The organism is Marinobacter sp. HL-58, assembly GCF_001314605.1.
Lineage (GTDB): Bacteria > Pseudomonadota > Gammaproteobacteria > Pseudomonadales > Oleiphilaceae > Marinobacter.
Window position 1 is genome coordinate 16575 of sequence record NZ_LIHP01000011.1, and the last position, 13701, is coordinate 30275.

Genomic DNA, 13701 nt, shown 5'->3' on the forward strand with positions numbered 1-13701 from the left:
GTTGAAAGTGGAGCATAGCGGTATCGCAAGCCCAAGTATATTGCCGGGAAAATCTTCTCCTGAGGATTTATGTGCGTCTTTTAACAAATAGTAATACTCGCCAATGGAACGCGCTTACCTCTCCCGTCGTTAGGCCTGCAGCGGCATAGAAAAATGCATGCAGACCCGGATAAATCAAACAACGGAGTTTTATTATGAATCATTCTCTCAAGGTCTTTACCGTCACGGCCCTTGCCAGTGCGCTTGCCGCCTGTGGTGGCGGTGGAAGTGGCGACGGCGATTCTACTGGCACTGCATCATTTGACCTGACAGATGCTGCCGTCGACAGTGTCCAGGCAGTGAACATTACGGTGGTTGGCGTTGAATTGCAGCCTGCCGACGGGGAGAGAATCAGCTTTGATGTAGAAAATCCTGATCTTGAAAACATCAACCTCCTTGATCTCCAGAACGGCTCTGTTGAAGCTCTTTTGAGTGACCAAGAGCTTCCAGCTGGGGAGTACGAGTGGATTCGCCTGAAACTCGGCGATCAGAGCACTTTTACAGTTATTGATGATAATGGCGGCACTAATGATCTTTTCGTGCCTTCCGGTGACCAGCGCGGCCTCCAGACGTCCGGATTCGTTGTGCCAGCAGGAGGGACGGTAAACTTTACTATAGACTTTGATGTCCGAAAGTCTCTGGTAAACCCTCCCGGGCTTAACAGCTATTTGCTCAAACCTGTACTGAGGCTGGTGGACAACGCCGAAGTAGGTACCATCAAGGGCACTATTGGCCAAACACTTCTGTCGACTTGTGAAGATGCCAACTCTTACGCGGGCGGCGTATACATCTACGAAGGAAGCGACGTAACGCCAGACGATCTTGGCAGCGAGAACGAGCCATTGGTCGTTGCACCAGTGGACACAGAGTCCGGCGATTATGATTACACCGCTGCGTTCCTTCCAGCGGGTGATTACACCGTTGCATATACCTGTGACATGGATGAACGCCAAGATGAGGACGGCAACATGATTGACGAGGATCTCGATTTCACTCCTGGCGTCAATGCTGAAGTCATCGAAGGCGAAGAAACAACGGTCGATTTGACAGCTGCAGACTAATTGAAAGGCCTTGCTCATAATCCCCGCCACTGGCGGGGATTTTTTTATCTACAGACTAGCTGCCCTCTCCTCCGCCTGATCCGCCCCGGCCACATTCCCCCGGGCACGACGAATATCCGCCAGCAACAACCAGCCCGAACGCTGCAGTGCCGCATCACTGCCTGCCAGTGACAGCCCTTTCAGGGTGAACTGCTCCGCCGAGCCCAGTTGATCCAGCGCCACATAGGCTTCCGAGAGTTTGAAGTAAACTGCAGCGGAGCGTGGTGCTATGCGCTGTGCCCGCTCCAGTTGCGCGACCGCAGCCTCGGTATCGCCCTCGGCCATAAGGCTGTCTGCCCGCTGGATCAGGCTTTTGGCAGCCGGCGAGAGTACATCGCCTTCTTCCTGGTAGCTCGGTGAGCTTCGCTCTGGCTCCACCACCGGTTCCTCGGGCTGCTCGCTCTTGCGCTCGACCCTTGGTTCGTCACTTTCTTCGGTGGTTCTGGGCGGCTCCGGGGCTTCGTCGTCGGACGAGGCGCCGCCGGCGGGCACATAGATGGAACCACCACCGGGGCCGGAGGCACAGCCAGCCAGTGTAAGCGCCAGGGCAAGGAGCCCGGCATATCGGAATGTGTTCATTTTCATTGGAAGAGTCCCTCAAACCAGCCCCGTATCCGCCGCTCGATATTGCCGCCGCAGGAAACCATTTCCTGGGGCTCGCTACCGGCTATGAACGGTACAAGGCGTGCATTTTCACAGTGCTCATCAGTCAGGGCACCTTCTGCCGGATTGACCCAATGATACCCCACACCATCCGGCACCACCGGCGAGAATCCGTGCTGTGGCACCTGGCCCATAAACCGCGACCAGATCGGTAACGCACCGGTCGACCCGGTCAGTGCCGTGGGCCCGTTGTCGTCGCGGCCCACCCAGCTGACCGCAAGCAGGTCCCCGCTGAAGCCGGCAAACCAGGAATCGCGGCCATCATCGGTGGTTCCTGTCTTGCCCGCAAGTGTAAGTTCCCGCGGCACGGTACGGTATACCGATCGGCCGGTGCCTTCCTGCATGGTTTCCTGCATCACATACTGAACCAGGTGGACAGCGGCCGGGTCCGCCACCTGGTCCACTTTCAGGCTGTAGCGGGAAAGTGCTTCACCTTTCGCATCGGTCACCTGCCGGATGGTTCTCAGAGGCGTGTTGAAGCCGGAGGTTGCCAGCCCCTGATAGATCTGGGCAACCGCCACCGGTGTCATGGGTACAGAGCCCAGCAACATGGAGGGATACTCGGAGATCGCGCTGGTAACGCCGAATCCCTGGAGTGTGGATTTCACCGCGTCGATGCCCACATCGAGCCCTACACGAACAGCGGGGAAGTTATAGGACCGTGACAGGGCTTCGTGCAGTGGCACCTGGCCACGCTCTTCGCCGTCAAAGTTCTTTGGCTCCCAGCGCCGGCCATCATCGAATACAAGTGAAAAGCCCTTGTCTTCAACGGGGCTGATCAGGGTGTAGCGGTCCGGTTGCTGAAGGGCCGTCAGGTAAATAAAGGGTTTGATCAGCGAACCAATGGGGCGACGGGCATCCAGAGCCCGGTTGAAACCGGCATATTGCGGATTGCGGCCACCTACCAGGGCCAGCACTTCACCGCTGTCCCTGGATGTAACTACCAGTGCGGATTCCAGCGTGGTGTCGGAATTGCCCTCCATACGGGCCAGCATATCCTTGACGGAAAACTCAGCCGCATACTGGATGGCCGGATCCAGGGTGGTGAATATGCGCAGGCCTTCGCTTTGCAGGTCCTCCTGCTTGTAATCCCGGGCCAGGTGCCGGCGCACCAGATCAATATAGGCAGGGTAACGATTCTCCGAATAGGATGCCTGGTCCGTTACCTCAAGGGGCTGGGCGCGTGCCCTGGCGGCTTCTGCCTCACTGACCAGGCCGGTTTCCGCCATCACGTCAATTACCAGATTACGGCGGGACAGTGCCTGCTCCGGTCGGCGCCGGGGATTGTAGTAGCTGGGCCCCTTGACCATTCCCACCAGTAACGCCAGCTGATGGGCTTCGATGTCACGGAGGGACTCACCAAAATAGAACTGGCTGGCCAGGCCAAAACCGTGGATGGCCCGCGTACCCGCCTGCCCCAGGTACACCTCGTTGAGGTAGGTTTCCAGTATGTCGTCCTTCTCGTAGTGCAGCTCCAGCAACAGCGACATCAGGGCTTCGTTGCCCTTGCGCAGCAGGGTCTGCTCGCGGGTCAGGAAGAAGTTTTTTACCAGTTGCTGGGTCAGGGTGCTGCCCCCCTGCACAATCCGGCCTGCCTGAATGTTCGCCAGCATGGCCCGGGCAATAGATAGTGGAGCGACACCGTGATGGTCTTGGAACTGACGGTCTTCCACCGCCAGCAGGGTGTCGACAAACAGGTCCGGAACCTCGTCAAGCTGCACCAGTACCCGGTCCTCTTTGTGGGCGGGATAGATGCCGCCAATCTGGGCCGGTTCCAGGCGAACGATAGGAGAATCTTCGCCGGACAGCACCCTGAAATCCTGCACCCGATCCCCGTAGATGGTCAGTGACAGACGCCGGCGTGGTTCCAGCCCGTCTGTGAACAGGAACCCCCTTGTACTGATGGTAAAGTGCCCGCCGTTGCGGCGATAGGTGCCGGCCTTGCTGCCATCCCCTGCACGGTATCCGGAGAGCGCCAGTTCCCGCTCAAGCGCCCCGGAGCTGACACTGGCGCCATCGTATAGCTCCAGTGGTCGTGCATAGACCCGGGACGGCACCTCGAAACGGCGGCCTTCAAAGCGGGATGTCACCACGGCATCGAGATACACCATCCAGCCGGCAAGCAACACCACGCCGATAAAGAATACGCGGAAAAACAACCGCCAGAACCAGGGCTTGCGGGCACTCTTGCCTTTGCGACTGTTCTTTTTCGGGGATTTTCTGGGAGGGGCAGATTTTTTCATGGCGGGATTATAACGAATCCCGGCATCCCTGAGGCAGGCCATCCGTGTGTTATTTCTGTAATCTGCCCGTTATGATAGGCACAAGAAAAATCAATGAGTTCGAGGAACCCAAGGAGAGAACCGTGAGCGATGTAACTGCCGACAACCTGATTCTGGCGCTGCAGGATCCTGCGCTGTACGACCACCCGGTGAAAGAGTTTCAGGTTCTCGAAACACACATCTCCTGGGTCATCCTCACCGGCGACTACGCCTACAAGATCAAGAAGCCCATGGATTTCGGCTTTCTCGATTTCTCCACCCTGGAGCGGCGCAAGCGTTTCTGCGAGGAAGAGCTGCGCCTGAATCGTCGCCTCGCTGAAAAGCTCTACCTTGAGGTGCTTCCCATCAGCGGATCACCGGACGCCCCGGAACTCGGTGGCCATGGTGAAGCCTTCGAGTACGCCATTCGCATGCGTCAGTTCGACCAGAACGACCTGTTCGACGTGCGCCAGGAGAATGGCAAACTGGCGCCGGAGCTGCTTGCCAGCCTGGCCCGCCAGGTTGCGGATTTCCACGAAAAACAGCCGGCCGTTGCCGAAGGCAAGCCCCTGGGTACGCCGGAAGCTGTGTATGCCGCCATGCAGGAGAATTTTGACCAGATCCGGCCGATGATTGACGATGAAGCCCTGTTATCGCAGCTGGACAATCTGGAGCAGTGGACCCGCACCACCTTTGAGCGCCATTCAGCCCTGATCGCCGAGCGCCACGACGGTGGCTTTGTCCGGGAATGCCACGGTGACCTGCACCTGGCAAACATCACCGTGTATGACGGTGAAGTGACGGTGTTCGACTGCATCGAATTCAGCGAGCCCTTCCGCTGGATTGACGTGATCAATGACCTGGCCTTCCTGCTGATGGACCTGGAGTCCCGCCGCGAGCCCGAGCTGGCCAACCTGGTTCTGAACACCTACCTGGAATACCGTGGTGATTTCACCGCCCTGCCCCTGCTGCCCCTGTACAAGGCCTATCGTGCCATGGTGCGGGCCAAGATCGCCCTGTTTACCATGGGCAACCCGTCGCTGACCGAGGCCGACAAGGCGGGGCTGATGCAGCGCTATCGCGATTACGCCCAGCTGGCGGAGGATTACAGCGCCATTCCCAACCCCTATCTGCTGGCTACCACCGGGCTGTCCGCCAGCGGCAAATCCCTGGTGAGCAGCTCCATGGCCGCCGAACTGGGGCTGATCCGCCTGCGTTCGGATGTGGAGCGCAAGCGGCTGTTCGGGCTGGGGCCGCTGGACCAGAGCAAGTCACCCACCGGCGGCAACCTGTATACCGAAGAGGCCAACCAGCGCACGTATCAGCGCCTGGCGGATCTGGCGGGGGAGCTGCTGACCAGTGGCCTGCCCGTCATTGTCGATGCCGCCTGCCTGAAGCGGGCGGAGCGTGAGATGCTTGCGGAAGTGGCCGAAAGCCGAGGAATGCCGTTTGCCCTCATTCACTGTGAGGCTCCCCTGGAAAGCCGCAGGGAATGGATCCGCAAGCGCGAAGGTGATGCCTCCGAGGCCACCGAGGAACTGCTCGAGGTTCAGGAAACCTGGTTCGAACCTCTCACTACAGAAGAAAAAACCCACACCATCCATCTGCATACGGACCAGGAACACGTGGCCGAAGCCGTTGCGGACCGTATCCGCCAGCATTTTGGCCTGCCCGGGCACTAAAACGTCTACACTGAACGGAGCCCGGCTATCAGCGCCGGGCTGATGTGTATAACTATCCCGGGAGTGTAACCATGGATACAGATGCCGTTCGTCACATTGAACATCCGCTGTATGAAAAAATCCGCAACGAAGATATCGATGCATTCAATGCCGCCAGAAAGGAGCTGCCCGAGCTTCCGAGCCTGGCCCACGGTGACTTTCGGGGTCTGGACCTGCGGGGAATGGACGCAAAGGGCCTGGACCTGAGCCATGCCTATTTCCGGGGCGCGGATCTGCGTGGCATTGATTTCAGCCAGACCAATCTGGAAGGCGCGAGTATCGCCGGCGCCAAGATTTCAGGCTGTTACTTTCCGCCCCAGTTGCATTCGGATGAGATCATACTGTCTCTCAACCATGGCACACGGATGCGTTACAACATCCTGAAATGACGACGGCAACGCGCTGGCCGCTCAGGCTTCCAGGCTGACCGGCACGGCCCCGGTCAACGAGAGGTCGCCATCGGGCCCCAGCAGTGCCGCCCTGTAAGCCAGCAATTCCACGCCCGCCGCCCGGGCCTCACGCAACAGCTTGCCATAGGCCGGGTCGATATGATCCGCCGGCCGCACACTGGTGATGCCGGTATGATTAACCACAAAAAACAGCACTGCCCGCTCGCCGGCACGGGCCTGGGCCATGAGCTCCCGCAGGTGTTTCTGGCCACGGGTGGTAACGGCATCCGGGAAATAACCCCGGCCGTCCTCGCACAGGGTTACGTTCTTCACTTCCACCCAGGCATCGGCAAGGCTTTTGTGATCCGACAGGTGCAGGTCAATCCGGCTTTTCTCGGTTCCGTACCGTACCTCTGCCCTGCAGGTTCCGTAGCCCGCCAGTTCGGGGACAGTACCCTGTTCAATGGCATCGCGTGCCTGGTTATTGGGGCGGGAAGTATTGATGCAGGCCACCTGGTCCGGGGCTGTCTCGACCAGCTCCCAGGTGTATTTCAGTTTGCGCTTCGGGTTGTCACTGGCGGTCAGCCAGACCCGTGCATCTGCCGGCTGGCAACCCAGCATGGAGCCTGTATTGGGGCAGTGAGCGATCACTTCGCTGCCGTCCGGCAACAATACGTCTGCAAGAAAACGCTTGTAGCGGCGAATCAGCCTGCCTTCGATGAGAGGCGCGGGTAACTTCATTGATGACTCCATGCTAAAGTTGTTGTCACAAGGCTGGCACCCCCGGGACTAATCTGCTATTTTCCGCAAATTCCCGTTTCAGGACGAGTGCTTTTCAGGATTATAAGAGGCCGTATTCATGGCAGATACTGCAGCACAAACACGCGAGCGTTTTACCAACTTCACCCCCTATGAAATGAAAAAGGGTGAAGAGTACATGAGTGCTGACATGCTCGAGCACTTCAAGAATCTGCTCCTGCAATGGAAACAGGAGCTGATGGAAGAAGTGGATCGCACCATGCACCATATGCAGGAAGACGCCGCAAATTACGCGGATCCCAGCGACCGCGCAACCCAGGAAGAGGAATTCAGCCTGGAACTGCGCACCCGTGACCGTGAGCGCAAGCTGATCAAGAAAATTGACCAGACCATCGATCGCATCGACAAGGACGATTACGGCTTCTGCGACCAGTGCGGTGTTGAAATCGGTATCCGTCGCCTTGAGGCGCGCCCGACAGCCACACTGTGCATCGACTGCAAGACCCTCGCAGAAATCCGCGAGCGCCAGACTGGCATCTGATCAACCCCTGCCCTCTGAATGTGCTGGCCTCCGAAGCGGGGTCAGCCGTCACACATCATGAATGAATCCCGTTACCGGGGCCGCTTTGCGCCCTCTCCCACCGGCCCGCTTCACTTTGGCTCACTGGTCACCGCGGTTGCCAGCTTCCTGGAGGCCCGCAGTCACCACGGTACATGGCTGGTACGGATCGAAGACCTGGACCCCCTGCGGGAATCCCCGGAGGCTACCCGACAGATACTGGCAAGCCTTGATGCCCACGGCCTGCACTCCGACGAGCCGGTGCGTTTCCAGTCTGAACGGCATACTCATTATCAGAAGCTGATTGACCAACTGCTGGATCAGGGCCGGGCATACCGCTGCGCCTGCTCGCGCAAGGAACTGCGGGAGCACGGTGGCCGGCATCCGGCGCACTGTCGTGACGGCCACGCCAATCCCGGCGACCAGCCGTTTGCAGTGCGCTTCGCCTTGCACGATGAACACAGTGTCTGGCAGGACCAGCTACTGGGGCCCCAGTCCCAGACCGTCCACGCCGAACTGGACGACCCGGTCATCCTCCGCAAGGAAGGCTTCTATGCCTACCAGCTGGCGGTGGTTGCCGATGACATAGACCAGGACATCACGCACGTGGTCCGGGGTTCTGACCTGTTGGACATGACAGCCCAGCAACAGCAGATTGACCGGGCTCTCGGGGCCCACCCACCCCACTGGATGCACATTCCTGTCATACTTAACGAGCAGGGGCAAAAGCTCAGCAAGCAGAATCATGCCCCGGCGCTGGATGACGCGCTGGCGCAGGACAACCTGGAACAGGCCCTGGCAGCACTTGGGCAGGATATGAGCCGGTTGTCCGGCGCGCCGGACATCGATACCCTGCTAGAGCGGGCGGCAGCCGACTGGGCGCCGGAGCGGATTCACCTGACAGCCCGGTGAACGACATGTTATAAAGCTTCACACAAACGACAGTGCGGATATCATGCCTGATGTATATCTACCGTCTGGTCTTCCTTCTGGTTCTGGCCATCTACATATTCTCGCCCAACATTCTTGACTGGTGGACCTCACCCGGGAATGCCTGGTACAGCCCCTACATTATCTGGGCCGGCCTGATTGCCATCGGCTTCTGGCTGGAATGGCGACGGGATCCCAATGAGTTTTAGTGCACCCGGCCTGTTGCTGGCCAGCCTGCTGTACCTGATTCTGCTCTTCGGCATCGCATGGATTACCGAAAAGGGCGTGCTGCCCCGCAGCTGGGTCAGGCACCCTCTGGTTTACACACTGAGCCTTGGCGTCTATGCCGGTATCTGGGCGGTCTATGCCGCGGTGGGCATCGCGGCGGAATCCGGGTTCGGTTTCCTGGCCTACTATCTGGGCATCAGCGGGGCCTTTCTGCTGGCACCGGTGCTGCTCAATCCGATCATGAGGATCGGCCGCGCCTACCAGCTCACCTCCCTTGCCGACCTGTTTGCCTATCGATATCGCAGCCAGTGGGCGGGCACGCTTGTCACCATCTGCTCCGGCACGGCGATACTGGCCCTGCTGAGCATGCAGATTCAGGCGGTTTCCACCTCTGCCAGCCTGCTGGCGCCAGACACCTCTCCCCAGTTGATCAGCGTACTGTTCAGCATAACCGTGGTGCTGTTTGCCATGCTGTTCGGCACCCGGCGCAGCCAGGGATCGGAAAATCACCAGGGCCTGGTGCTTGCCATCGCCTTCGACTCCATCGTCAAGCTGCTCGCACTGCTGACCCTGGGTGGTGTGATCCTGTTTGGTGTCTTTGACGGCATGGCAGGCCTGGAAGCCTGGCTTGCAGACCAGAGCTCACCGGTCAGCTCCATGACCATGAGCATCGACGATGGCAGCTGGCGGGCACTGATGCTGATGTCCTTTGCCGGCGCCCTGGTGCTTCCTCATATGTACCACATGACCTTCAGCGAAAATCCCTCGCCCAAGGCACTGGCGAAGGCCAGCTGGGGCCTTCCCCTGTATCTGTTGCTGCTCGGCCTGCCGGTACCACTGATTCTCTGGGGTGGCCAGGCACTGTCTGCCACCACCGGCCCCGACTTCTATGCCATCGGCACGGCCCAGGCACTGCGCAGTCCGGCACTGACGCTGTTGATGTACATTGCCGGCCTGTCTGCAGCCAGCGGATTGATGATTGTCAGCACCCTGGCTCTGGCGGGCATGGTGCTGAACCACGCCGTATTGCCGTTGCGCACCCCGAAAGACCAGGGCGATATCTACCACTGGCTGCGATGGGTCAAACGGCTGCTGATTGCTGCCATCATCTTCGCGGCTCTGCTGTTTCACGAAACCCTGGGCAAGAATCTTGACCTGTCCATTCTGGGCGCCATTTCCCTGTCCGGTATGCTCCAGCTTCTGCCCGGCGCGCTGGGGGTGATCTACTGGCCTGAAGGCAATCGCCGCGGCCTGATTGCGGGCCTGATTTCCGGCCTGGCTATCTGGATCGTCACGCTGGTACTGCCTTTTTCCCACACTGCCAACCTGCTGGAATTCCTTGGCGCACCGCTGGTGCCGGACTACAGCAACTGGCACATCTTTACCTTCGTCAGTCTGACCGTAAACGTTGTGGTGTTTACGCTGATTTCGGTGCTCAGCAGCAGCACCGCCGAAGAGGCGGGTGCGGCCGAATCCTGCTCCCTGGGTGCGCTCTCCCGCCCCCAACGCCGGGAACTGCTGGCCACATCCTCAGCGGATTTCGTGAAACAGCTGGCGGTTCCGCTGGGGTTTGGTGTGGCCAGGCGGGAGGTTGAGCGGGCCCTGGCCCAGCTCAAACTGCCCAACGTGGAATACCGGCCCTACCAGCTCAGACGCCTGCGTGACCGGGTGGAAGTGAATCTTTCGGGCCTGCTTGGCCCGGCCGTGGCAAGGGACCTGGTGAAACGGCATCTGGGCTACAAACCCATGGCAAGCGGCGGCACCGCCCAGGATATTCGCTATGTGGAACGGGCCCTGGGTGACTACCAGAACCGCCTGACGGGGCTGGCCGGGGAACTGGACAACCTGCGCAGGCATTACCGCCAGACACTGCAGAACCTCCCCATTCCCGCCTGTTCCGTGGGCGAAGACGGGGAAATACTGATGTGGAACAACGCCATGGAAACCCTTACCGGCATCACCGCCGATGATGTGGTCGGCGCGCGGCTGATGGCTCTGCCGGAGCACTGGCACCTGCTGCTGGACGACTTCAACAGCGGTGAGGACCTGCATCGCTACAAACACCGCCTTGACCTGAAAGGCCGGCCCCACTGGCTGAACCTGCACAAGGCAGCCTTGAGCGGCCCGGATCACACCGAAGGTGGCAGTATTATTCTGGTGGAAGACCAGACTGAAACCCGCTTGCTGGAAGACGAACTGATGCACAGCGAGCGGCTTGCGTCGGTTGGCCGGCTGGCCGCCGGCGTTGCCCACGAGATCGGAAATCCGGTGACCGGTATCTCGTCACTGGCGCAGAATCTGAAACTGGAGACCGACGATCCGGATATCCTCTCTACGGCCGACCAGATTCAGCAGCAGACCCGTCGCATATCCACCATTCTGCAGTCGTTGATGAATTTCGCCCGTACCGGCAACCATGCCCATGCCAACCGCTATGAACCGGTGACCATTCGCCGCTGCGTGGATGAGTCCATCAATCTTTTGTCCCTCAGCGACAAGGGTATGGGCATTCACTACGTGAACGACTGCCCGGACGATCTGCTGATCCTGGGAGATGAGCAGCGCCTGGTTCAGGTGTTCATCAACCTTCTGGCCAACGCCCGGGATGCCTCGCCAATCGGTGGTGAAGTGCGCATCAGTGGAAACCGCGATGGCTACTCCGCTATTATCGAAGTCACTGACGAAGGGTCCGGCATACCTACAGAACAACTGGACCATATCTTCGAGCCTTTTTACACCACCAAGGCACCCAACAAGGGAACCGGTCTTGGGTTATCGCTGGTGTACAGCATCATTGAAGAACATTACGGCAATATACAGGTGGACAGTCCGGCAGATGCTGACCTGGGCCGGGGAACCCGTGTGCGCATGAGGTTACCCGCCTACGAACCGGACACCGGAAATACCATCAGCCAGAACCAAGGGTCGTAAAAACGTTATGCCTCGCATTCTGATCGTAGAAGATGAAGAGATAATCCGTTCAGCGGTCCGCAAGCTGCTCACCCATGCCGGCTATGACGTCGCCGACGCGGGATCGGTCGAGGAAGCTGAAGACCACGACCCCACCCGCTTTGACCTGATCATTTCCGACCTGCGGCTGCCCGGTGCACCGGGCACCGAGCTGATCAAGCGCGCACCCAACACCCCGGTGCTGATCATGACCAGCTATGCCAGCCTGCGCTCCGCCGTGGACTCCATGAAAATGGGAGCGGTGGAATACATCGCCAAGCCGTTCGATCACGACGAAATGCTGGAAGCGGTGGAAGGGATTCTCGACAGGCAGACACGGAGCGCCGGCGTGGCTGTCGACACAACCGAGCGCACCCCCGCAGGCAGCCACCCGGACAGCGATCCGGCAGCGATCATGTACGGCCACTGCGACGCCATGCAGAAGGTATTCACTCTGATCCGCAAGGTGGCCCCCACCGAGACCACGGTGCTGATCCAGGGTGAGTCCGGCACCGGCAAAGAGCTGGCCGCCAGGGCTCTGCACCTGATGAGCCCCCGCGCTGCCCGCCCGCTGATTTCAGTTAACTGTGCGGCCATTCCGGAAAGCCTGATCGAGTCAGAGCTGTTCGGCCACGAGAAAGGCTCTTTCACCGGTGCCGTTTCCGCACGCACCGGCCTGATCGAGGCGGCAGACGGCGGCAGCCTTTTCCTGGATGAAATCGGTGAATTACCCGCTGAAGCCCAGGCCCGCCTGCTGCGGGTGCTGCAGGAGGGGGAAATCCGCAAAGTGGGCTCCACCCAGAGCCGACAGGTGGATGTGCGCATGATTGCCGCAACCCACCGTAACCTCAAGGCCATGACCCGCACTGGTGAATTCCGGGAGGACCTGTTCTACCGCCTCAACGTGATGCAGGTACGCATCCCCCCCCTGCGGGAGCGCCAGGGTGACATTCTGGGACTGGCCCAGCGCTTCCTGAAGCGTCAGGGCGAGAAAATGGGCAAACCCGATCTGAACCTGACACCAGAGGCCATGCGGGCCCTGGAAAGGCACCGCTGGCCCGGCAACGTCAGGGAGCTGGAAAACGCGATCGAGCGGGCCACCATCCTGTGCGACAACGACCTGATCACCCCGTCCCTTCTGGACCTGGATGGCGAAGGTGGCGACGTCAACATTCCGGAATCCCTGGTGGAAGGGGATAACGAGCAGACCCTCTCGCGGGATGCGGAAGCCACCAGCGACCTGTCCCTGGAGGACTATTTCCAGCACTTTGTACTGGAAAACCAGGACCGTATGAGCGAAACAGAGCTTGCCCAGAAACTCGGCATCAGCCGGAAGTCCCTTTGGGAGCGGCGCCAGCGCCTGGGGATACCCCGCAAGAAAAGTTCGGGTAACTGACTACACTCCGGCGGGGGCCAACAGTGTTACCGGGAAAGTGTGAACCTGGGCTCATTTGTTACCCCGTGTTCCTCACGGTAACACCCCCGATCTAAAAAACGAGCGATCAGTAACACTCCGGACTTATACGTACTCCTCCAGCAAGATTGCAAAATACTAACTCACTGTTAATAAAGACTTTTCAAAAACTGGCACACGGACTGCACTCTATAGGGCGCACAACAACAAAAACAACAGTGATACGCAGCGCCAACAACAAGAACAAAAAGCTGTAGAAGACGTTCGGTAACAAAAACAAAAACAGAACGTGAGCGAACTGAGTGTTTTGGGTACTTTGCTTTTTAGTGGTCCCACGGCACGTGCGGGTTGTAGATGTGGAGAAGAATCGTCAACAGACGGCACAGCATTTACCTCAAAACCTGCCCGATGTCTCTGACTGCTCTGTGTATTCAAAGCTTTCCGTTTGCACTACTGAGATCCCTGTATTTGGGGATTGACAGTGGGGTAGAAAAACGAAGAAAAATCCCGGTAACAACAAAAACAATGCAGATCGTCAACGCTTTCAGGGCGGGTTCGTGAAAACGGATCCGCCTTTTGATTATCTGGCCCACCGGTTTTCCAACCGGGCCACATCTGCCCTCTGCAAGCAGTTTTCGCGCCCTTATGGCCGCCAGACGTGTGCAAATCCCGCCCAAACCGTTAAACTC

General features: G+C 59.0%; 11 protein-coding genes. 8 read left to right on the forward strand and 3 right to left on the reverse strand.

The window, feature by feature from the left end:
• Positions 1–194: 194 nt before the first annotated feature.
• On the forward strand, positions 195–1100 hold the full coding sequence (locus tag HLUCCO03_RS09195; protein WP_027830846.1) for a DUF4382 domain-containing protein: 906 nt from the start codon (positions 195–197) through the stop codon (positions 1098–1100).
• 48 nt (positions 1101–1148) lie between these two features.
• Here HLUCCO03_RS09195 and HLUCCO03_RS09200 read toward each other — a convergent pair whose 3' ends face one another.
• A complete protein-coding gene (locus HLUCCO03_RS09200; protein WP_027830845.1) occupies positions 1149–1724 on the reverse strand; it encodes a tetratricopeptide repeat protein in 576 nt (191 codons plus the stop codon).
• Positions 1721–4045 carry a penicillin-binding protein 1B gene (gene mrcB / locus HLUCCO03_RS09205; RefSeq protein ID WP_027830844.1) on the reverse strand — a complete coding sequence of 775 codons (2325 nt, stop codon included), beginning with the start codon at positions 4043–4045 and terminating at the stop codon, positions 1721–1723. The genes HLUCCO03_RS09200 and mrcB overlap by 4 nt, the downstream gene beginning before the upstream one ends.
• A 122-nt stretch (positions 4046–4167) precedes the next feature.
• On the opposite strand from mrcB, the gene HLUCCO03_RS09210 reads away from it, so the two are divergent.
• Together HLUCCO03_RS09210 and HLUCCO03_RS09215 are read left to right on the forward strand one after the other, a co-directional pair.
• A complete protein-coding gene (locus HLUCCO03_RS09210; RefSeq protein WP_027830843.1) occupies positions 4168–5745 on the forward strand; it encodes a bifunctional aminoglycoside phosphotransferase/ATP-binding protein in 1578 nt (525 codons plus the stop codon).
• 71 nt (positions 5746–5816) lie between these two features.
• Complete coding sequence (locus tag HLUCCO03_RS09215; protein ID WP_027830842.1) at positions 5817–6173, forward strand: pentapeptide repeat-containing protein; 357 nt, start codon at positions 5817–5819, stop codon at positions 6171–6173.
• Between the two features lie 21 nt (positions 6174–6194).
• Here HLUCCO03_RS09215 and sfsA read toward each other — a convergent pair whose 3' ends face one another.
• Positions 6195–6914: a DNA/RNA nuclease SfsA gene (gene sfsA / locus HLUCCO03_RS09220; RefSeq protein ID WP_027830841.1), complete on the reverse strand. Its 720-nt coding sequence runs from the start codon at positions 6912–6914 to the stop codon at positions 6195–6197.
• 118 nt (positions 6915–7032) lie between these two features.
• Here sfsA and dksA point away from each other — a divergent pair, with 118 nt between their 5' ends.
• From dksA to HLUCCO03_RS09245, 5 genes are read left to right on the forward strand one after another with little or no spacing between them, the layout of a single operon-like run.
• The gene (dksA, locus tag HLUCCO03_RS09225) at positions 7033–7473 is read left to right on the forward strand and encodes an RNA polymerase-binding protein DksA (RefSeq protein WP_027830840.1); all 441 of its coding nucleotides are present in this window, start codon (positions 7033–7035) and stop codon (positions 7471–7473) included.
• A 57-nt stretch (positions 7474–7530) separates the two neighbouring features.
• Entirely contained in the window at positions 7531–8403 is an 873-nt protein-coding gene (gene gluQRS, locus HLUCCO03_RS09230; protein ID WP_027830839.1) for a tRNA glutamyl-Q(34) synthetase GluQRS, read from the forward strand.
• Positions 8404–8453: 50 nt separating this feature from the next.
• Complete coding sequence (locus HLUCCO03_RS09235; RefSeq protein ID WP_027830838.1) at positions 8454–8630, forward strand: hypothetical protein; 177 nt, start codon at positions 8454–8456, stop codon at positions 8628–8630.
• Positions 8620–11580 carry an ATP-binding protein gene (locus HLUCCO03_RS09240; protein WP_027830837.1) on the forward strand — a complete coding sequence of 987 codons (2961 nt, stop codon included), beginning with the start codon at positions 8620–8622 and terminating at the stop codon, positions 11578–11580. Before HLUCCO03_RS09235 ends, HLUCCO03_RS09240 begins: the two co-directional genes overlap by 11 nt.
• A gap of 7 nt (positions 11581–11587) precedes the next feature.
• Positions 11588–12994 (forward strand): sigma-54 dependent transcriptional regulator, encoded by a 1407-nt coding sequence (locus tag HLUCCO03_RS09245; protein WP_027830836.1) that lies wholly within the window; start codon positions 11588–11590, stop codon positions 12992–12994.
• The last annotated feature ends 707 nt before the right edge of the window (positions 12995–13701 follow it).